Genomic DNA, 20,146 nt, shown 5'->3' on the forward strand with positions numbered 1-20,146 from the left:
ACCCGCCGTGCGTGAGCGATGCCGGGTCCGGGCGTGCCCCGGCTCGGTTCCGGCTCCAGGGAGTCCGGGGGGCGGGTGGAACGCGTGGTCCGGGACTACCAGTGGGAGGGGCGGTCGAGGGTACGGGGAGCCCTGGTCCGCCCGTCGCCCCGGGCCGCGTTGAGCTGGACCTGCGTGACGAAGAGGCTGTCGGACAGGTCGGCGCCGCGGAGGTCGGCGTCGCGCAGGTCGGCCCCGGTCAGGTCCGCGGTCCGCAGGTCGGCGTCGCGCAGGTCGGCCGCGATGAGCAGGGCCCCGCGCAGGTTCGCCCCGCGCAGCTCCGCACCACGGAGCCGGGCGCCCATGAGGTCGGCGCCCCGGTGGTTCCGCTTGCGGCCGGGAACCCCCTGCCGGGCCAGTTCGCCAGCACGCTGCAGCACGGGGTTCACTTCGCCGCGCACCCGGTCCACGTCCACGTCGGCGAGGACCTCGGCGCTCTCGCACGTGAGCCGTTCGACGTCGTCGAACGCACGGCGGAGCTCGCCGCGGACGGGGTCCGCCTCCGGCATGAGCAGTGCCTCGGTCAGGTACCAGAGCACTTCGTGCAGCTGTCGCACGACCGGGAAGACCTCGAACATCCCCTCCGCGGTCTCGGGGGCCTCTCGCCAGCTCCGGCCGGCGAAGGTCACCTGGGAGACCTTCTGCCCCGCTCCGAAGCAGTCGTAGACGGTGCAGCCGGAGAAACCCCGTTCCCGCAGGTGGGCGTGGATGCCGCATCCGAAGTCCTCCTGCAGGTTCCCGCAGGGGTCCCCGGCCTTCTTGTCGATGGCGAAGTCCGCGGACGCGGCGAAGGGGAGGGCGACACAGCACAGGCCGAAGCAGTTCGCGCAGTCGGCTCGCAGGTCGGGCCGAGGACCGCTCGGCACCGAGGGCACGTGGTCCTGCGACAAGGCGTGCGTCCTCTCTGGTCCGGGGAGCGGCCGACGCGGTTCCGGCGCCGCACCGGTAGCGCATTCTCTCACGCGGGCTCCGCGTCCGGATCCGAGCTGGCGGTCGGCGGATGCTCCCTGCCAGGAGCAGGAGCGGGCGGAATGTGGTAGAAGTTCTTCAGGAACGAAAACCGTTGTCATTTCCCCGGGAAGGGGGTCGCGTGCGACCGTCCGGCACCACGGCTCCCCCCGTGACCGCCACCGCGCCCCCACCGGTCGCGCCCGCGAGCGGTCCGCGCGGCCTCGCCCCGGTCCTGGCCGTGGTCCTCGTCCCGCTCCTCGCCGTCTCGGTCGTGCTCGCGGTCGGCCTCGGTGCCGCGGTGATCCCGCCCGCCGAGACCGCCCGCTACCTCTGGGCCGCACTGACCGGCGGCACCATCGGAGCCGACGAGATCTCCCGCTACCAGATCGTCTGGCAGATCCGGACCCCGCGCGTGCTGCTGGCCGCCACCGTCGGCGCCGGGCTCAGCGTCGTCGGCGTGGCCGTACAGGCCATGGTGCGCAACCCCATCGCCGACCCGTTCGTCCTGGGCATCTCCTCCGGCGCCTCGGTCGGGGCCGTCGCCGTGGGCGTGTTCGGCGTCCTGTCGTCCCTGGGCGTGTACGCGGTCTCTGCCGGGGCCTTCGCCGGAGCCGCGGTGGCGACCGCGGTCGTCTACGGTCTCGCCCACTCCAGCGCGGGGGTCACACCGCTGCGCCTGGTCCTGACCGGGGTCGCGCTGTCCTTCGGCTTCCAGGCGCTGATGAGCGTCATCGTCTACTTCACTCCCAGCAACGAGGCCACCAGCACCGTGCTGTTCTGGACCATGGGCGGCTTCGGCGCCGCGAACTGGGGATCCCTGCCGCTGGTGGCCGCACTGGTGGTGGTCGGCGCGGTGGTGGTGCACCGCTCCAGCCGCTCCCTGGACGTGGCGGCGCTGGGCGACGAGACCGCGGCCAGCCTGGGTGTGGACACCGGCCGGCTGCGCGCGGTCATGTTCCTGCTCACCGCCGCCATGACCGGCGCCATGGTCGCGGTCAGCGGTGTCATCGGCTTCGTGGGCCTGGTCGTGCCCCACGTGGTGCGCATCGTCGTCGGCGCCGCCCACCGCCGCGTCCTGGTGGTGGCGCCGCTGGTCGGCGCCGTCTTCATGGTCTGGGTGGACCTCGCCTCCCGCGTGGTGGCCGCGCCCCGCGAACTGCCGCTCGGCGTGCTCACAGCGCTGGTGGGGGTGCCGGTGTTCCTCACGCTGATGCGCCGCCGCGGCTACGTGTTCGGGGGGCGGTGAACCGTGGAGCTGTGCGTCGACGACCTCTCCGTCACCCTCGACGGCGCCGCCCTGGTGCGCGAGCTGTCCCTGGACGTCGAACGCGGTCGGATGGTCGCCCTCGTGGGCCCCAACGGCTCGGGCAAGTCCACCGTGCTGCGCTGCGTCTACGGCGCCCTCAAGCCCTCCGCCGGCCGTGTGCTGGTCGACGGCACCGACCTGTCCGCCCTGGGGCTGCGCCGCGCCGCCCGGCAGGTGGCCGCGCTCACCCAGCAGGGCGGGACCGAACTGGACTTCACGGTGGCCGAGGTCGTCGCCCTGGGCCGGACACCGCACCTGCGAGGCAACCAGCCCCTGAGCGAACGGGAGCGCACCCTGTGCGAGGCGGTCATGGCCGACCTCGACGTGCTCCACCTCGCCGACCGCGGGGTGCTCGGCCTGTCCGGCGGCGAGCTCCAGCGGGTGCTCATCGCCCGCGCCCTGGTCCAGGAGCCCCGGGTCCTGGTCCTGGACGAGCCCACCAACCACCTCGACCTGCGCCACCAGGTCCGCCTGCTGTCCCTGCTGCGGGCCCGCGCCCACACCGTGCTGGTGGTGCTGCACGACCTCAACCTGGCGGCCGCCTGCGACACCGTCGGAGTGCTCTCCCAGGGGCGGCTGGTCGCCTCGGGCGCCCCCGCCGACGTGCTGACCCGCGAACGCGTCCGGGACGTGTTCGGCCTCGAGGTGACCGTGGTGGAGCACCCCCTCACCGGCAACCCCCAACTGCTCTACTCACTCGACGAGGGAGCCGAAGGAGTCCGATGACAGCGATCCGCACGGCCCCGCCCGGGGCCGCTCCCGTGGCCCTGCCCCTGATCCTGGCCGTGGCGCTGAGCGGCTGCGGCGCCCAGATCGAGGAGGGCGCACGGGCCGACACCGTCACGGTGAACCGCTGCGGTGAGGAGGTGGACTACACCAGGCCGCACAACGCCGTGGTCTACGAGGGCGGCAGCGCCGACAAGATGTTCGCGCTCGGCCTGACCGACCACGTGCACGGGTACGTGATGCCGCCCGCCAACCCGCCGGTCACGGAGTCCCCGTGGGCGGACGAGTACGCACGGGTGGAGTTCCTCAGCGACGACCTGCTCAACAAGGAGGTCGTGGTCGACGCCGGCGCCGACTTCGTGGTGGCGGGGTGGAACTCGGGGTTCAGCGACGAGCGCGGCATCACGCCGGAGATCCTCGACGACCTGGGCGTGCAGAGCTTCATGCACACCGAGTCCTGCTACGACTACCCCGGCTTCCCCGAGCGGGTGGAGCCCTTCGAGGGCCTCTACGCCGACCTGGAGCGGCTCGGCGACATCTTCGGGGTGAGGGACCGCGCCGACGCCACCGTGGCGGAGTACCGCGAGCGCGTGGCCGCGGTGCGGGCCGACGCCCCGGAGGGCGACCCGGTCCCGGTGTTCCTCTACGACTCGGGCACCGACCAGCCCTTCACGGCGGCCGCGCAGGTCCCGCCCAACGACATCATCCGCTTCGCCGGGGGCGAGAACATCGTCGGCGACCTGGACGAGCGCTGGACGCAGGTCAGCTGGGAGGCGGTCGTCGAGGGGGCGCCGGAGGTCATCATCATCCTCGACTACGGCGACCAGCCCGCCGAGGACAAGATCGAGTTCCTGAAGACCTCGCCGCACACCTCCGAACTCCCGGCGGTGCGCTCCGACAGCTTCTTCGTCCTGGACTACAACGAGGGCATCAGCGGTCCGCGCGTCGTCGACGGGCTGGAATCCTTCGGCGCGTACCTGCGCGAACACGCGCCCGACACCGAGGGCGCCGCCTGAGGCGCCCACGAACCGGTGGGGCCGGGCTCCGCGATCGCCCGGCCCCACCTTCCCGCCCCGCTCCCGGCCCCCGGATGGGAGCGGGGCACCCCGCCCCCGTACCGGCGCGTGCCGGGAGCCGCCGCGCCCCGTGCTCCGGGCCCCTTCGCGCCCCCTGGGCGCCCTCGCGCCGAGAGCGCGATCACTCGACAGCACAAGGCTTCCCGGCCCGGCGGCCGGGCAACAGATCACGTCTCGGCGTCGTGATCGCCCGCACTGTTGACGTTCGCGTCTGTGCATACCAATGATGTCAGAGTCGGCGATGTTGTGATGTGGGACACGTTGGGTGGGGCGAGTCGACGCACGGGTCGGCCACCCGGGGAGGAGCTCTCATGCGCTCACGATGGTGGTCGGTCGCAGCGGGGGCGCTGGGGCTGGCCCTGGCGGTGTCGGCCTGCGGTGGCGGAGGCCAGGACGGAGGAGAGGACCAGGTCGAGGTCTTCTCCTGGTGGACCGGCGGCGGTGAGGAAGCCGGGTTGAACGCCCTCATCGAACGGTTCGAGAACGAGAACCCCGACGTCGAGTTCGTCAACGCCGCGGTGGCGGGCGGATCGGGTACCAACGCCCAGGCGGTCCTGGAGGGCCGCCTGCAGAGCCAGGATCCCCCCGACTCCTTCCAGGGACACGCCGGCGCCGAGCTGCAGGACTACATCGAGGCCGGGTACCTGCAGCCCCTCGACGACTTCTTCGACGAGCAGGGACTGCACGAGGCCCTCCCCGACGAGTTGGTCGAGCAGATCTCCTACGAGGGCAGCGTCTACTCCGTGCCCGTGAACATCCACCGCTCCAACGTCCTCTGGTACAGCCCCTCGGTACTGGAGGAGGCCGGGGTCGACGGTCCGCCCGAGACCCTGGACGAGCTGATCGAGGCGATGGAGGCGGTGGAGGCCGAGACCGACGCCATACCGATGGCCGTCGGCGCGCAGTGGACCGTCGACCACCTGCTGGAGTCGGTGCTCCTGGGCTCGCTGGGCACCGAGGCCTACAACGCCCTCTGGGAGCCGGGCGCCGACTGGGACACCCCGGAGATGGCCGAGGCGCTCGAGACCTTCGAGGAGGTCATGGCCCACACCCAGGAGGAGTCGGCCGCCGAGGACTGGCAGGAGGCCGCGCGGCGCGTCTCCGACGGGGAAGCCGCCTTCAACATCATGGGTGACTGGGCCGCCGGCTACTTCGACGAGCTCGGTGCCATCCCGGACGAGGACTACGCGTGGGCGGCCTCCCCGGGGACCGAGGGCACCTACATGTGGCTCTCGGACAGCTTCACCCTCCCGGTGGGGGCGCCCCACGAGGAACACGCCCTGACCTGGTTGGAGCTGGTGGCCAGCCAGGAGGGCCAGGACACCTTCAACCCGCTGAAGGGCTCCATCCCGGCCCGTGAGGACGCCGAGCCCGCCCACTACGCCGACAACCCCTACCTGGAGTCGGCCCTGGCCGAATGGCAGTCCGATCCCCAGCTGGCGGGTTCGTTCTGGCACGGCGTGACCGTGGGCAACCGGTGGAAGAACGACATCGACACGGCCGTGGGCCTGTACCTCCAGAACGAGGACCTGGAGGCGCTGAACGAGGCCCTGCACCAAGCCGCCCAGACCGAATGAGCGGACCGGCGACCCGGCCCGGTGCCGCCGAGGGCGGCACCGGGCCCCGGCGGCCGACCCGTGCCCGCCACGGGTCCCGCGGGAGGCGCCTGCGGACGCGGGTCCGCTCCTGGGGGCCCTCCCTGCTGCTGGTCTCCCCGTCGATCCTCCTCATCGGGATCTTCGTCTACGGGATGATCGGCTGGAACACCCGGCTGGCGCTCAGCGACCAGCACCGGCCCACCGACGAAGGCTCCTTCGTCGGCCTGGACAACTTCGTCGCCCTGTGGCAGGAGGCCCGCTGGCCCGCCGCCGTCAACAACGCGATCGTGTTCACGGTCGTGTTCGTCGGCGGCGCCCTGCTGCTGGGCTGGCTGCTGGGGCTGCTCCTGGACAAGGGGATCCGGGGCGAGCCGGTCTTCCGCACACTGTTCCTGGCGCCGATGGCGGTGTCCTTCATCGCCACCGGCGTGGTCTGGCGCTGGCTGATGAACCCGGCGCCGGCCGAGCGCGCCACCGGGCTCAACGCCCTGTTCGTCCACGTCAACCTGGACTTCCTGGTCAACACCTGGTGGACCGCGCCCGACCTGGGCATGGCGGCGATGGCGCTGCCCGCGATCTGGCAGCTGTCGGGCTATGTCATGGCCCTGTTCCTGGCCGGGTTCCGCGGTGTTCCTGCGGAGCTGCGCGAGGCGGCCCGGGTGGACGGCTGTTCGGAGTGGGGCGTGTACTGGCACGTGGTCATGCCGCGGTTGCGGCCGGTCACACTGAGCGCCGTCATCATCATCGGGCACATGTCGCTGAAGGTGTTCGACCTGATCATCGCGATCGCGGGCCAGCAGATCGTCGCCGACGTGCCCGCCGTGTACATGTGGTCGACCGTGTTCGAGGTCCGCGACCCGGCCAAGGGCGCCACGATCGCCTCGTACCTGCTCGTGGCGGTGGCGGTCTTCGTCATCCCCTACCTGGTGTGGACGATGCGCGAGGAACGGAGCGAGGGGCGATGAGCCAGAGGGCACCCGAGCGGGTGGTCGCCCCGGGCGGCGGAACGGCCGGCACCACCCGGCGCGGCCAGGCCGTGAAGTTCGCGGTGCTCATCGTGCTGGCGGCGTTCTTCCTGATGCCGATGTACGTGCTGGTGGCCACCGGGTTCAAGCCCTTCGCGGAGGCCACGGCCGCCCGCGCCTGGCTGCTGCCGCGGGAATGGAGCATGGAGGGGTGGTCGACGGCGTGGACGGCGCTGGCCCCCGGCCTGTGGAACAGCGTGCGCATGGTCGTGCCCGCCGCCGTGGTCTCGGCCGTCCTGGGGTCCCTGAACGGGTACGTGATGGCCCGCTGGCGCTTTCCCGGCGCGGACACCGTCTTCACCCTCTTCCTGTTCGGGATGTTCATCCCCTACCAGGCGGTGATGATCCCGCTCCAGCAGATCATGGTGAGCTCCGGGCTGATGGGCGGGCTCTTCCCGCTGATCCTGGCGCACACGGTGTACGGCATCCCGATCTGTACGCTCATCTTCCGCAACTACTACGCGAGCATCCCGCACACGCTCATCGAGGCGGCACGGGTGGACGGCGCGGGCCTGCTGCGCACCTACGCCCACGTGGTCCTGCCGGTCTCGGCGCCGGCGTTCGCGGTGACGCTGATCTGGCAGTTCACGTCGGCGTGGAACGACTTCCTGTTCGCCGTCTTCCTCACCGGTCCGCAGAGCTGGCCGGTGACGGTCCAGCTGAACAACGTGGCCGGGTCGATGGTCGTGCCCTACAACCAGCAGATGGCGGCCGCCGTGCTGGCCTCCCTGCCGACCCTGGTCATCTACCTGGTGCTGGGCCGCTACTTCATGCGCGGCCTGATGGCGGGCGCGCTCAAGGGCTGAGCGGGCGGCCACGGCGGGCGGCGCCCCGCCCGCCGTGACGGTCAGGCCCCGGAACCGGCCACGCGGGTGAGGAGCTCCTCGAACAGCAGGCGCTCGCCGCGGCTGAACTCGGCGCCGGACTCGTCCAGTGCCGAGCGCAGGGCGACCGCGCACCGCGCGGGCTCGCTCCCGCCGGCCGGAGCGTCGCCGGTGGCCGCCGCGATGACCGCCTCCCGGGTCCGGACCGACAGCGACAGGTCCCGCTGCTCCGGCGCGGTCCCGATGAGGCTGAGGGTGACGCCCATCCCGGCGGCGTGGAACATGTCCGCGGCCTGCTCGACCCCGATGACGAGGCGGCCGGCCCGCGCGGCCCGCTCCACGATCGAGAGCAGGATGCCCTGCGCCCGCGCACCGGCCGCGTTGGGCTCGCCCTGTGCGGGCTCACCGTACATGAGCAGGTAGTGGGCGGGGTTGGCCAAGCCGAACTCCACGTGCAGGTCCCAGCCCTGGCGCAGGTCGTCCACGGGGTCCTCGGAGGGCTCCTGGGCCTTCTTGCGCTCGATGTAGCGCGCGAACCCGTCCGCGGCGACCGCGTCGAGCAGGCCCGTCATGTCACCGAACAGGCGGTAGATGGTCGGGGGCTGGACCCCGGCCGCGGTACTGACGGCGCGCGTGGTGACGGCGGAGCGCCCCTGGGAGCGCAGGAGTTCCGCGGCGGCGGCGACGACCTTGTCGCGGTGGTCGGTTCGGGCTGGCATGTATCAATGGTAACAGAATGATGGTATCGGTTATCGCCCGCTCGGTGCCGCCCCGGCCCGCCCGGTCGCGGCGCCGGTGGTGGCACCGCGCCCGAGCTCACACACGCGTAGGCCCCGCCGTGACCCTGCGTCCGGTCACCTGGTCGGGGGTCATCCGGACGTAGGTCTCGCGCTCGGTGCCCGCCCACGGCCGCACCGGGGCCAGGGCCCGAAGCGAGGCGTCCTCGTCCGGGTCGTGCACGATCCGAGCCGGACCGGTGGCCAGCACGCTCCACCCCTCGCTCATGGTCCCGTCGAACCGGTCGACCTCGAATCCGACGGAGCCGGGGAGCTGGCGCACCACCTCCGCGTCCGCGGCCGTCCGGAAGACGATGTCGCCGTCGGTCACGGCGTAGTTGACCGGTAGGACGGCCGGTCCCGACCGCGAACGGGAGACGAAGGCGATCCGGCCCACGCCGCCGGGCTCGATCAGGTCCAGGCACGCGCGCCGGGACAGGGCGCTCAGCCGGGGCCGCGGGACGGCTGTCGAGGCGACCCCCGGCGGAACGTCGGTGTCCGCGCCCAGCAGGTGGTCCGTCGAGGTGTGCAGTGCGCCGGCCAGGCGGTACAGGGCCCGTTTGGTCAGGAGGGGCGGGTGTGTCTCCAGGTAGGCCACGAAGCCGGGCGCCATGCCCGCGCGTTCGGCGACCTCCTCCTGGGTGAGCCCGAGCTCCGAGCGCCGCTGCGCGACCCGGCGCCCGAGATCGCCCCTGGCCCGCTCCGCCTTCTCATCGTTGTCCATGGCTCCCCCGTGTGGGTCGGTGGCCGGCGAACGGGGCCGCGGCACGAAGACGCACGACGGCTCAGCGCCGATCACCGCGGCTCACCCCTCGGCGGCCCTCGACTCCCATCGTCGTTCAGCCGGGGCCCGGAGGGAAGGACCTTCGGTGCCGCGGGGCGGGGACCTCAGGCCCATGGGGGAAAGACCGCCGTCGGCACCGTCACCGCTTCGACGGCAGGGGGAGGGCCTCGGCCAGGCGGGCGACCGCTTCCGGGGAGCCCTCGGCCCTGACCCGTGCGCGGGCACCCCGGCCGAAGGCGAAGAGGACCAACTCGCCGGGTTCCCCGGTCACGGTGACCGACGGCTCGCCCTTGCGTGCCCGGACGGTGCGGCCGTCCGGGCGGCGCAGCACCAGGCCGACCGGGGCCTTGGGGCCGGTCTCCAGCCGGGCCAGGGGCGAGAGCTTGCGCCACAGCGCCTCGGTGAGGCCCGGATCGACGTCCTCGGCCGCGTCGGCCGCGTCGCCGGGATCGGTCGTCCAGCCCGGCGCCGCACGGCGCACGTCCTCGGCGTGCACGTAGTACTCCACCGTGTTGGCGCCCTCGTCCACGCCCGGCAGGGCGAACGGCGACAGCAGCGGCGGTCCGTCGCGGAACGTCGACAGCAGCCGGGGGTAGGGGCGGCGTGCGTAGCGCTCCTGCACCTTGGCGGTCCAGTCGGCCAGGAAGGGGATCCTGATGCCGGCCGCCGCGTCCATCCGGTGCTCCCGCAGGACCAGGTGGGCGGCGAGTTCGGTGGTCGTCCACCCCCCGCAGAGCGTGGGGGCACCCGGGCCCGCGGCCGCCAGCAGGTCGGCCAGACGGTGCCGTTCGTTGCGAGCGTGGTGGCTCATGGTCTCCGCCTGTCGGGGTCGTCGGCGCACGGTACCGGCGGCGGCTCGACCGGCGGCCGCCGTGGTGGGCAGGTCGCCCACCACGCTATCGGTGTCCTCCCGGGTGCGCTCGGGAGGACACCGTGTGGCGGACTCGGGGGTCTCGATGGCGTCCGTTCCCGGTGGCGAACCCGCCGCCGCACCGGTTGCGATGGACCTCGCTACGCGCCGGGTTCCTCGCGCGCCTTCGCCCGCCAGTGCTCCAGGTCGGCCTGGACCTCGTGGGTCTTGGGGTGGTCGGGCCCGAGGACGCGCAATTGGTCCGGCATGAGCGCTTCGAGGAGTTCGGCCGCGAGTCTTGGATCTCCCGCTTCGCCGTGGAAGCGCGCCATGCTGTGCCGCGTGGTCAGGACGTGGGGGTGCTCCCGCCCCAGAAACGTGATCTGGTCCGTCAGGAGTCCTTCGAGTTCCCGGAGGGCACGGAGGTGGTCACCGGTCACACCCCGCCAGGCGGCGATCTGTCCGCGTGTGCTGAGGCTGTCCGGGTGTTCGGGGCCGAGCACGCGGATCTGGTCGGGCAGGAGCGCCTCGAAGTCGTCGATGGCCACCGCGGTGTCGCCCGCGCGCCCGCGCCACCGGGCAAGCATGCTCCGGGTGAGCAGGACTCTCGGGTCGTCGTCGCCGAAGAATTCGAGCTCGTCCTTCACCAGCGCCGAGTAGGTGTCGACCGCCGCCCGGGGGTCGCCCGCCCTGCCGCGCAGGGAGGCCAGATGGCCTCGTGTGGTCAGCGTGTCGGGGTGGTCGGGGCCCAACAAACGTGTGAGGCCGGGCAGGAGGTCCGTCATCATCTGCCGCGCGTCCTGCACACCACCGGCCCTGCCCAGCCACCGTGCGCCCTGTACACGGGTGGACATGGTCTGCGCGTCGTGCGCACCCAGGATCCGCGTCATCTCCTCGACGAGCGACCCGAACGCCTCCGCGGCGTAGGTCGCCTCACCCGCCATGCCGCGCCACAGGATCAGCTGGTGGCGGGCGAACAGGGTGTCGCGGTGGTCGCGCCCGAGCCGTGCCTCGGACGCGGCCAGGGCCGACACCCAGTGGTCGACGGCTTGGGGGAGCGCGTCCGCACGGCCCAGGCTCTGTCCGAGCTGCGTCAGGACAGGGTGCAGGCCGTCCTCCCACAGCCACTGCTCGGCGTGTTCGAGCAGGGCCGTGGCGTTGGCCCGCAGCCGCTGGCCGAGGGCGCTGGCGTGGACGTGTGTGGGCCACACCCGTACGAGGGCGTCGGCCGCGGTGCGGGCGGTGTCGCGGTCGGGGCGCGTGGTGCTCTGCTCCCGGGTGGACCGCTGCACCAGCCGGTGGAGCCCGACGACGGCGTTCTCCCCCGCCCCCGAGCGGGTCACCAGGTGCAGCCTCGCGAGCGCGGACAGGGCGTCGTCGGCGTCGTGGTCTCCGCCGTCGTGGGGCGGCGTACCCGGACGGCCGCGGTGACGGTGAGGACGAGCACGGCAGCGCCGCCGCCGACCCAGGCGACGGGCCGTCCCGAGGGCCCGCCGACGATCCACGCCATCCCGGCCAGCGCGCCGAGGACGGCGGCGGCCACGAGCCCGATCCGGGTCCACTGTGCGGTTGTCATGGCGCACATTGTCGCGCGGGAACGCCCGTACCGCCAGGCGTCCTGGTCAGGTCGGCACCGGCGTGCCCGGCCGAGGCGCGGCCCCTGGGCGTGGCGCCCGACACCTGTGCGCGGACGTCGATCCGGCCGCCGGGGCCTTCGCGGCGGGCCGTGTTCGGCCCCGCTCCCGGGAGGACGGCCCGGGGGCGGGGCGGCCGGGGGTCAGACGGCGAAGACCTGGGAGTCGTCGGCGAACGCCTTGAACTCGAGCGCGTTGCCCGCCGGGTCGAGCAGGAACATCGTCCACTGCTCGCCGGGCTGTCCCTCGAAGCGGACGTAGGGCTCGATGACGAAGGCGGTCCCGGCGGCGCGCAGGCGGTCGGCGAGCGCGTGGAAGTCCGGAACCGACAGGACCAGACCGAAGTGCGGCACGGGCACGTCGTGGCCGTCGACCGGGTTGTGGATCTTCTCCTGCGCGGCAGGGGCCAGATGGGTGACGAACTGGTGGCCGTGCAGGTTCCAGTCCACCCAGGTGTCGGAGCTGCGGCCCTGCTCCAGGCCGAGGACCTCCCCGTAGAAGCGGCGCGCGGCGGCCAGGTCGTCGACGGGCACGGCCAGGTGGAACCGCGGGATGGGCGAGTCGAGAACGGTCATGGTGCGGTGGCTGCCTTCCTGCGAGGGGCGCCCGGCGACCCCCGGGCTGCGATTGTCCGAATGTTAACATTGCGACCCTCGCCGGAACAGTAGGGTGGCCTGGACCGATCGACGAGGGAGAGAAGAGAGCCGAGCGTGACCGAGGAACTGGGCAGGGTGGCCCCGGCCCGGCGCAGGGGACTGGCCGACGAGGTGGCGGACCGCATCCGCGAGGCCGTCTTCAGCGGGGCCTACGCCCCGGGCGCGCAGCTGCGCGAGGTCGAGCTCTCCCGCGCACTGGAGGTCAGCCGCGGCCCCGTACGCGAGGCGCTGCTGCGGCTGGAACGCGAGGGCCTGGTCCGCAGCGCCTGGCACCGCGGCGCCACGGTCACGACCCTGACCCCGCGTGACATCGCCGAACTCGACAGCCTGCGCGACGCGCTCGAACGGCTCGCCGTCCAGCAGGTGGTCGCCCACGCCTCCGACGCGGACATCGCCGCGGTGGGGAAGGCCGCCGAGCGCATGGAACGCGCCGAGGACGCGCACGCCCTGGTGCGCTGCGACATCGACTTCCACGACGCCGTCTACGCGGCCGCCGGGCACGGACGGCTGGAGGAGGCCTGGCGGTCCATCCGCTCGCAGGTCCACCTGTTCCTGCTGACCCGCGTCGGCCGCGAGTCCCGGAACTACCTCGCCCACGTCCCCGGCGAGCACCGGGACCTCGCCGCCGCCCTGCGCTCCCGCGACGCCGACCGCGCGCTGGAGCTCTTCGCAGCCCACCGCCGCACGGCCTTCGAGGTGCTCACCGACGTCCCGCCCCCGCCACAGCGGGCGGGGTCCGGGGCGGACGGGTCCTCGGTGCGCTGACCATGGAGGCTGGTAGCACCCGCCCCGGCTGACACAAGCGAAGAGGGCCTTCGTTATCGGTGTCGATTACCACGTCTACACCAGCTCACCAGAAGGTCCTCGATGCCGCACACGACCCACGCCAACGCCCGCCCGACCCCCGCAGGACGCCTCGCCCCGGCCCGCTGCGTCGTCGAGCCGTTCGTGTCCGCCGCGCGCTGAATCGCCGCCGTCCGGAACCCACGGCACGGAGGCGAACGCGTTATCGTGGCCGCGTGCGGCGGCCGCTACCGGGGCATCGGCGCGGCCGTCGGAGGAACGCACCCGCGAGACCGAGGTGGACCATGGCCTTCCAGCGTTCGAGTGTCGTGCGGGCGCCTGTCGACGAGGTCTTCGACTGGCACACCCGGCCGGGCGCCTTCGCCCGTCTGGCGCCCCCGTGGCAGCCGGCCCGTCCGGTCGCCGAAGCCCGTTCGCTGCGCGACGGCGCCGCCGTGCTCGCCCTGCCCGGCGGGCTCCGCTGGGTCGCCGTCCACGACCCCGACGCCCACGATCCGCCCCACCGCTTCGCGGATCGGCTCGCCTCACCGCCGCTGTCCACCGTGCTGCGCTGGGTCCACACGCACGACTTCGCGGCGGAGAGCGAGCAGAGCACCCGGATCACCGACCGCGTCGACACCTCGGTGCCCGACGCCGCGCTGCGGTCCATGTTCACCTACCGCCACGCCCAGCTCGCCGACGACCTCGACGCGCTGCGGCGCAGCCGGGCGTGGGGGAGCGGTCCGGTGACGGTGGCGGTCACGGGGGCCGGCGGGCTCGTCGGGTCGGCGCTGTCCGCCCTGCTCACCACCAGCGGGCACCGCGTGGTCCGCCTGGTGCGCGGCACGCCGAAGCGGCCGGACGAACGGCACTGGGATCTCGACCGGCCGGCCGAGGACCTGCTCCAGGGGGTGGACGCCGTCGTCCACCTGGCGGGCGAGCCCCTGTTCGGACGGTTCACCGACGCGCACAAGGCGGCCATCCGCGACAGCCGGATCGGGCCCACCCGCGCCTTGGCCCAGCGTGCGGCGGACACCCCGGACGGACCGCGCGTGTTCGTCTCCGCCTCCGGCATCGGCTACTACGGCCCGCGGCGCGGGGACGAGGTCCTCACCGAGGACAGCCCGCGCGGCGAGGGGTTCCTGGCCGACGTCGTCGCCGACTGGGAGGAGGCGGCGTCACCGGCGGCCGAGGCGGGGCTGCGCTGCGTCCAGGTGCGCACCGGCATCGCCCAGTCGCCCCGGGGCGGCGCGCTGGGACTGCAGTGGCCCCTGTTCGCGGCGGGTCTGGGCGGGCCGATCGGTGACGGTCGCCAGTGGACCTCATGGATCGGTCTGGACGACCTCACCGACGTCTACCTGAGGGCGGTCCTGGACACGGGACTGTCCGGACCCGTCAACGCGGTGGCCCCGCACCCGGTCCGCGGACGGACCTACGCCCTCGTCCTGGCCTCGGTGCTGCGGCGGCCCGCGCTGGTGCCGGTCCCCGCGTGGGGCCCGGGACTGCTCCTGGGCGCCGAGGGCGCGAAGGAGGTGGCGCTGGCGGACCAGCGCGTGCGTCCGGAGCGGCTGCTCGCCGCCGGGCACCACTTCCGCCACACCCGACTGGACCGGGCCCTGGCCCATCTGTTCGGCCGTTCCCGCTGAGGCCCACCCGCCGCGACTACCCCTCGCCCTGCTGCGCGAGCCACGTGTCGAAGGTGGTCGGCGCGAGGCGGGCGCCCTCGCCCGGCAGGAGCACGTTCCCGGCCATCGACGGACCGAAGAGCCCGGACCAGGTCGGGACGAGCCTGATGTCCTGACCGCGCGCGGCGTGGGTGCGCCGGGCCATGTCCACGAGGTCCTGCGTCTCGGGCCCGGCGACGTCGCGGTAGCGCCCCTGGGGCTCGCCCGCCGCGACCTCGGCCAGCACGTCGGCCACGTCCGCGGGCGCGATCGGCTGGACGAGCAGGGGTGCGATGGGGGCGACGCCGTCCTGCTCCGTCCATGAGGCCACCATGGCGGCGAAGTCGTGGAACTGCGTGGCCCGCACGATGGTCCACGGCACCGGCCCCTCGGAGGCCAGGCGTTCCTGTTCGCGCTTGCCGGCGTAGTGCGCGTTGCCGTCGACGGCGTCCACCCCGACGATCGACAGCACCACGTGGTGGCGCACGCCCGCCTTCTCCTCGGCGGCGAGCAGAGTGCGCGAGGTGGTGCCGAAGTAGGCGACGGTCTCCGACTGCTCGGTGCCGGTGTGGTTGGTGGCGTCGACGACGGCCTCCACCCCGGCGAGGGCGTCGTCCAGACCTGCCCCCGTGGTCAGGTCCACGCCGAGTGAGCGGCTGATGGGGACGACGTGGTGGCCGGCCCGTTCCAGGGCCGCGGCGGTCAGGGATCCGATGTTGCCGGTCGCGCCGGCGATGGCGATGCGCATGGTGTCCTCCCGGGCTCGGCTACGGTGGAGATTATCTCGGACTAAAAAGATCCGCAATATCTTCGATATCATCGGGGTCATGAAGCTTCCCGCGAGCACCGAATGGGTCCTGCACTGCGCCACGTCCCTGGCCCAGCTCGAGCCGGGCGCCACCGCGTCGGCGGCCCAGCTCGCCGCCCATTTCGACCTGCCGGCGGCCTACCTGGCCAAGCAGCTGCAACCGCTGGTCAAGGCCGGTGTGCTGGCCGCGACCACCGGCCCCCGCGGCGGATTCCGCCTCGCCCGGGCGCCCGCCGAGATCACGATGCTGCAGATCGTCGAGGCGGTCGACGGCACGTCCTCGCCCTACGAGTGCCGCGAGATCCGGCAGCAGGGGCGGGGCGCCCTGCCGCCCGAGAACTGCCGTCAGACCTGCGTGCTCGCCGCGAAGATGGCCGAGGCCCACGACGCCTGGCGCGCCAGCCTCGCGGCGGTCTCCCTCGGCGACATCCTCGCCGACCTCCCCGCCTGGGCGCCCGCCCGCACCCGCTCGCTCCTGGGCTCCCCGCGCTGAGCCGCGGGGCCGCTGAGCGCCCGCGGTCGACCTCCGGCCGGGCTTCCGGCCGGGCCTTCGGTCGGCGCCGCGGCCGCCCGTGATCGGACTCGGGGCGGCCGGGCGGAGCCCGCGGAGGCGGGGGCCGCCTCGGGCACCATCAAGGACGTCGTGGGATGATCCCCTGTCGTGTCCGGGTGGCCGACGGGAACGACAGGGGACCGGACGGGGAGGCACGGTATGGCGGGAACGGGCGCGGGCACGGCGGGACGGTGGCTGTGGCCGCTGCTGGCGAGCGTGGTGTTCACCCACACCGCCCTCAACATCGCCCGACCGCTCATCTCCTACCGGACCATCGCCCTGGGAGGCGACGCCGTCGCGGTCGGCCTCATCACCGCGGCCTACGCGCTGCTGCCCCTGCTGATCGCGGTGTCGGTCGGCCGGGCGACCGACCGCTCCCGGCGCATCGCCTGGATCGCCGGCGTGGGCGGGGCCATCCTCGCCCTGGGGTGCGCCCAGCTCGCGCTCACCACGGGCCTGGTCTCCCTCGCGGTGGCCAGCACGGTGGTGGGCGTGGGCCACCTGCTGTGCATGGTCGCCGGCCAGGGGCTGATCGCCCGGTTCTCCCCGGCCGAGCACCTGGACCGCGACTTCGGATGGTTCACCGCCGCCGCGTCCCTGGGACAGCTGGCCGGACCGCTGATCTCCGGAGCCCTGCTCGCCGACTCCTCCGGACCGGCCCTGCTCACGGCGACCTCGACGGCGCTGGGCGTCGCCGGGGTGACGGCCGTCCTGGGCGCGGCGTCGGTCGTTCCCCTGCTGCGGCTGCGCTCGGCCGCACCCCCGGCCAAGGGCACGACTCCGGTCGTGGGGGCGCGCGAGATCCTGACCCGGCGCCGGATGCCGTCGGCCCTGCTGACGAGCCTGGCGCTGCTCACCGCCGTCGACATCCTCACGGCCTACCTGCCGCTGATCGCCGAGAGCCGGGGCATCTCGCCCATGGCCGTCGGCGTGCTGCTGAGCCTGCGCGCCGGATCCTCGCTGCTGTCCCGCCTGTGCCTGCCCTGGCTCCTCACCCGTTGGTCGCGCACGACGCTGATCATGGCGAGCACGGGAGTGGCCGGGCTCTCCCTGACACTGGTCGCCCTGCCGGGCGGCGGGCCGGTGACCCTCGGCGCGGTGCTGGTCGTCGGCGGGTTCCTGCTCGGTCTCGGCCAGCCGCTGACCATGGCGGAGGTCGCCACCCTGGCGCCGCAGGGCGCGCGCGGCGCCGCGCTGTCCCTGCGCATCTGGGGGAACCGCCTCGGCCAGGTCGCGGTCCCGACGGCCGCGGCGGGTGTGGCGGGCGCCGTCGGTGCGCCGGGAGCGCTGCTGTTCTCTGCGGTGGTCCTGTTCGCCGCCGCCGCGGCCGCCAAGTAGCCGCCCTCGCGCCCCGGCCCTCGGTGCGGGCGGGCACGGACGCGGCCCGCGGAACTCACTGGCTCGCGGAGGCCCGGTCGACGGTCACCGCGCCGGGACGCCACAGCTCCGCCGCCGCCAGGGCGCAGATCGCCGTCAGCGTCGCGGCCCCGGCCAGCACCAGGACCGGGTCCAGGCCTCCGGCCCATCCGGCCACGGGGTAGGTGATCAGGAAACAGGCGTGGGAGAGCGAGAACTGGGCGGCGAAGACCCCGGCCAGCCCGCCCTCGGGGGCCGCCGCGCGCAGCAGCCGTCCCGTGGGCGCGGCCACCAGGGCGCACCCCGCGCCCAGGACCGCCCACCCCGCACCGAGCAGGACCGGCCCGGGGGCCACGGACCAGCCCAGAGCCAGGACCGCCGTTCCCGCGGTGAGGACGACGGGGCCCGTGAGCATCAGGGCGCGGGTGCCGCAGCGGTCCACCAGCGCGCCCAGGGCCAGCGCCACGAGTATGGAACCGGCGCCGAAGCACGCCAGGGCCAGCGCCACGCCGGTGTCGGTCCCGCCGAGGTGGGAGCGCACGAGGACGACGGTGTCGACCAGGACCAGCGCCGTGACCACGGCCACGGCCGTGTTCAACGCCATCAGCGCCAGCAGGCGCCGGTCGGTCGCGAAGACCCGCCAGCTCGCCGCGGCCCTGCGCGGACTCCGGGAACCGGGGGAGGGCGCGGGCAGGGCGGTGGTGGCCACCAGGAGCGCCGAGGCGGCGAAACCGAGCGCGGTCAGGGCGAACAGGCCGTCGAAGGGCACCACGAGCAGCAGCAGTGAGGCCAGGAGCGGTGAGGCCAGCGCCTCCAGGTCATAGGCCAGGCGCGACAGGGCCAGCGCCGAGGTGTAGCCGCTGTCGTCGACCAGTTCGGGGATGACCGCCTGGAAGGTGGGGGTGAAGGCCGCCGAGGCGCACTGGAGCACCGCGACGAGCAGGTAGACCTGCCACAGTTGTTCGACGAACGGAAGACACGCCACCGCCAGGGCGCGCACGGCATCCGAGCCCACGAGCACCGCCGTGCGCGGGGCCCGGGCCAGAGCCGCGGTCAGCAGCGGCCCGGCACCCACGTAGGCGAGCATCTTGATGGTCAGGGCGGTGGCCACCACCTGCCCCGCCCGGTCCGCGGCCAGGTCGTAGGCCAGGAGCGCCAGGGCGACCGTGGCCAGCCCCGTGCCCGCCAGTGCCACGACCTGGGCGGCGAACAGCCTGCGGTAGGACGCGTACTCCGCCAGGACCCGCCACACCACGACCACCACCAGAAGCGAAGGGGAACACGAACCCAACACACCATACACGTGCGTACATGCGCACATGTATGGTGTGCGGTCCCGTTGCCCGGCCGCGCCCCACGGGCGTCACGTCCTAGACTGCGCACATGCACCCCAGCGACGAGCAGGCCGTTCCCAGCCGCGTGCACCCGGCCCCGCCCGAACCCGAGCGGCTCGCCGTGGCCGCCGGCGTGTTCGCCCTGCTGGCCGACCCCACCCGGCTGCACCTGCTGTGGACCCTCGCCGAGCGCGAGGCGGACGTCGGCCAGCTCACCGAGGCCTGCGGGGCCTCGCGCACCGCGGTCTCCCAACACCTGGCCAAGCTGCGCCTGGCCGGACTGGTGGAGTCGCGCAAGCGGTCCCGGCACGCCATCTACCGGCTGCGCGACGGCCACCTGCGCCGCCTGGTGCTGGAGGCGCTCAACCACGCCGACCACGTCGTGACCGGCGAGCCCTTCCACGACTGACGCTTCCGGCCCTCGCGGATCAGGCCCCCGGCCGGTCGGTCGCGAGTCTGAACTCGTTGCCCGAGGGATCGGTGAGCAGCCGCCAGGGCGCCCCGGGATCGGACTCGGCGGGCCGCGCGCCCAGCTCCAGCAGCCGTCGGTGGGCCTCGTCCGAACGCTCCCCGTCGTCGAGACCCACCACCAGGCCCATCGCGTTGCGCACACCGGCCGGCTTGGCCCCGACCTCGGCGCAGAACGCCAGGCGCGGACCGGAGCCGTCGGGGTGCCGCAGCGCCGGGTCGCCGCCGTCGTCGCCGACCGGTGTCCACCCGGTGACCAGGGACCAGAAGTCCCGGTCGGACCGGGGAGAGGCGGAGTCGATGGGCAGCGCACCCAGTCCGGGGCCCGTCCCGTCATAGCGTGTGCCGGGCATCACGCAGAACAGGTGGCCCTCGGTGTCGGCCAGGACCTCCCAGGGGACGTCGCCCTGGCCCACGTCGCGGCGGTCGGCACCGAGCGTGAGCAGTCGTCGGGTGAAGGCGGCCTGGTCCGGGCCGCCGTGCAGGTCGAGGTGGAGCCGGGTGACGGCCTCCTCCTCGCGGCCGGTGCCTCCCTCCGGGGCGGGGATCAGCCGGAAGGAGACGCGTGGAGTGCACAGCTCGAATCCCGCGGCCCCGCGCGAGCGTGCCGGGACGCCCAGGGCCGCGGACCAGAAGCGGGCATGCGCCAACGGATTCCGCGCCTCGAGGGCGATCGCGTCCAGGTACATGCCGCGCAGCCTAGCGGTCGGAGGAGACGGCGCGCGCGGGGCCGGGCCGGGCTGGTCCGAGGCGGTCGGCCAGATGCCCCGTGGCACGGCACTGCGCCTCCGACCCTTTTCCTGCGTTCGTTCCCCAGGCTCACGCGGGCACGGGCAGGGGACACGACACGGGACCGGCGTCGGGCTGGGCGAGATCGCTGAGTACGCGGCGGGGGCACGTGCGCGCACCGCCGGGGACGCGGGTCCGGGTGAGAA

Annotated in this window: 21 protein-coding genes; 11 read left to right on the top strand and 10 right to left on the bottom strand. The window is 73.7% G+C overall.

What is annotated here, in order from left to right:
* Positions 1-95: 95 nt before the first annotated feature.
* The gene (locus M1P99_RS22680; RefSeq protein ID WP_304454594.1) at positions 96-929 is read right to left on the bottom strand and encodes a pentapeptide repeat-containing protein; all 834 of its coding nucleotides are present in this window, start codon (positions 927-929) and stop codon (positions 96-98) included.
* A 200-nt stretch (positions 930-1,129) separates the two neighbouring features.
* Here M1P99_RS22680 and M1P99_RS22685 point away from each other — a divergent pair, with 200 nt between their 5' ends.
* The 6 genes from M1P99_RS22685 to M1P99_RS22710 all read left to right on the top strand — a co-directional run bounded on the left by M1P99_RS22685 (position 1,130) and on the right by M1P99_RS22710 (position 7,527).
* Complete coding sequence (locus M1P99_RS22685) at positions 1,130-2,236, top strand: iron ABC transporter permease (RefSeq protein WP_304454595.1); 1,107 nt, start codon at positions 1,130-1,132, stop codon at positions 2,234-2,236.
* A gap of 3 nt (positions 2,237-2,239) precedes the next feature.
* Positions 2,240-3,022, top strand: a complete 783-nt coding sequence (locus M1P99_RS22690; protein WP_304454596.1) for an ABC transporter ATP-binding protein — start codon at positions 2,240-2,242, stop codon at positions 3,020-3,022.
* A complete protein-coding gene (locus M1P99_RS22695; RefSeq protein WP_304454597.1) occupies positions 3,019-4,038 on the top strand; it encodes an ABC transporter substrate-binding protein in 1,020 nt (339 codons plus the stop codon). Before M1P99_RS22690 ends, M1P99_RS22695 begins: the two co-directional genes overlap by 4 nt.
* Positions 4,039-4,409: 371 nt before the next feature.
* Positions 4,410-5,675, top strand: coding sequence for an ABC transporter substrate-binding protein (locus M1P99_RS22700; RefSeq protein WP_304454598.1), 1,266 nt, complete (start codon positions 4,410-4,412; stop codon positions 5,673-5,675).
* A complete protein-coding gene (locus tag M1P99_RS22705) occupies positions 5,672-6,661 on the top strand; it encodes a carbohydrate ABC transporter permease (protein WP_304454599.1) in 990 nt (329 codons plus the stop codon). Before M1P99_RS22700 ends, M1P99_RS22705 begins: the two co-directional genes overlap by 4 nt.
* Positions 6,658-7,527 (top strand): carbohydrate ABC transporter permease, encoded by an 870-nt coding sequence (locus M1P99_RS22710; RefSeq protein ID WP_304454600.1) that lies wholly within the window; start codon positions 6,658-6,660, stop codon positions 7,525-7,527. The genes M1P99_RS22705 and M1P99_RS22710 overlap by 4 nt, the downstream gene beginning before the upstream one ends.
* Before the next feature lie 41 nt (positions 7,528-7,568).
* Here the strand turns inward: M1P99_RS22710 and M1P99_RS22715 are convergent, their stop codons facing one another.
* From M1P99_RS22715 to M1P99_RS22740, 6 genes are all read right to left on the bottom strand, one after another.
* On the bottom strand, positions 7,569-8,264 hold the full coding sequence (locus tag M1P99_RS22715) for a TetR/AcrR family transcriptional regulator (protein WP_304454601.1): 696 nt from the start codon (positions 8,262-8,264) through the stop codon (positions 7,569-7,571).
* 97 nt (positions 8,265-8,361) lie between these two features.
* Complete coding sequence (locus M1P99_RS22720) at positions 8,362-9,045, bottom strand: pyridoxamine 5'-phosphate oxidase family protein (protein WP_304454602.1); 684 nt, start codon at positions 9,043-9,045, stop codon at positions 8,362-8,364.
* Between the two features lie 199 nt (positions 9,046-9,244).
* On the bottom strand, positions 9,245-9,916 hold the full coding sequence (locus M1P99_RS22725) for a TIGR03085 family metal-binding protein (RefSeq protein ID WP_304454603.1): 672 nt from the start codon (positions 9,914-9,916) through the stop codon (positions 9,245-9,247).
* Positions 9,917-10,116: 200 nt separating this feature from the next.
* Positions 10,117-11,298, bottom strand: a complete 1,182-nt coding sequence (locus tag M1P99_RS22730) for a tetratricopeptide repeat protein (protein WP_304454604.1) — start codon at positions 11,296-11,298, stop codon at positions 10,117-10,119.
* Positions 11,295-11,531, bottom strand: coding sequence for a hypothetical protein (locus M1P99_RS22735; protein WP_304454605.1), 237 nt, complete (start codon positions 11,529-11,531; stop codon positions 11,295-11,297). The genes M1P99_RS22730 and M1P99_RS22735 overlap by 4 nt, the downstream gene beginning before the upstream one ends.
* Positions 11,532-11,732: 201 nt before the next feature.
* Entirely contained in the window at positions 11,733-12,164 is a 432-nt protein-coding gene (locus M1P99_RS22740) for a VOC family protein (protein WP_304454606.1), read from the bottom strand.
* Between the two features lie 135 nt (positions 12,165-12,299).
* Here M1P99_RS22740 and M1P99_RS22745 point away from each other — a divergent pair, with 135 nt between their 5' ends.
* On the top strand, positions 12,300-13,010 hold the full coding sequence (locus M1P99_RS22745) for a GntR family transcriptional regulator (RefSeq protein WP_304454607.1): 711 nt from the start codon (positions 12,300-12,302) through the stop codon (positions 13,008-13,010).
* 323 nt (positions 13,011-13,333) lie between these two features.
* Positions 13,334-14,674, top strand: coding sequence for a TIGR01777 family oxidoreductase (locus M1P99_RS22750; protein WP_304454608.1), 1,341 nt, complete (start codon positions 13,334-13,336; stop codon positions 14,672-14,674).
* A gap of 16 nt (positions 14,675-14,690) precedes the next feature.
* Here the strand turns inward: M1P99_RS22750 and M1P99_RS22755 are convergent, their stop codons facing one another.
* Positions 14,691-15,440 carry an SDR family oxidoreductase gene (locus M1P99_RS22755; RefSeq protein WP_304454609.1) on the bottom strand — a complete coding sequence of 250 codons (750 nt, stop codon included), beginning with the start codon at positions 15,438-15,440 and terminating at the stop codon, positions 14,691-14,693.
* A gap of 79 nt (positions 15,441-15,519) precedes the next feature.
* On the opposite strand from M1P99_RS22755, the gene M1P99_RS22760 reads away from it, so the two are divergent.
* Positions 15,520-15,993: an Rrf2 family transcriptional regulator gene (locus M1P99_RS22760; RefSeq protein ID WP_304454610.1), complete on the top strand. Its 474-nt coding sequence runs from the start codon at positions 15,520-15,522 to the stop codon at positions 15,991-15,993.
* A gap of 219 nt (positions 15,994-16,212) precedes the next feature.
* Positions 16,213-17,391, top strand: coding sequence for an MFS transporter (locus tag M1P99_RS22765; RefSeq protein ID WP_304454611.1), 1,179 nt, complete (start codon positions 16,213-16,215; stop codon positions 17,389-17,391).
* Positions 17,392-17,446: 55 nt separating this feature from the next.
* Here the strand turns inward: M1P99_RS22765 and M1P99_RS22770 are convergent, their stop codons facing one another.
* A complete protein-coding gene (locus M1P99_RS22770; RefSeq protein WP_304454612.1) occupies positions 17,447-18,670 on the bottom strand; it encodes an MFS transporter in 1,224 nt (407 codons plus the stop codon).
* Positions 18,671-18,792: 122 nt separating this feature from the next.
* Between M1P99_RS22770 and M1P99_RS22775 the strand changes: the two genes are divergently transcribed.
* Positions 18,793-19,152, top strand: coding sequence for a helix-turn-helix transcriptional regulator (locus tag M1P99_RS22775; protein WP_304454613.1), 360 nt, complete (start codon positions 18,793-18,795; stop codon positions 19,150-19,152).
* 19 nt (positions 19,153-19,171) lie between these two features.
* Here the strand turns inward: M1P99_RS22775 and M1P99_RS22780 are convergent, their stop codons facing one another.
* Positions 19,172-19,900, bottom strand: coding sequence for a VOC family protein (locus tag M1P99_RS22780; protein ID WP_304454614.1), 729 nt, complete (start codon positions 19,898-19,900; stop codon positions 19,172-19,174).
* Positions 19,901-20,146: the final 246 nt, after the last annotated feature.

The sequence above is a fragment of the Nocardiopsis sp. YSL2 genome (assembly GCF_030555055.1).
Taxonomy (GTDB): domain Bacteria; phylum Actinomycetota; class Actinomycetes; order Streptosporangiales; family Streptosporangiaceae; genus Nocardiopsis.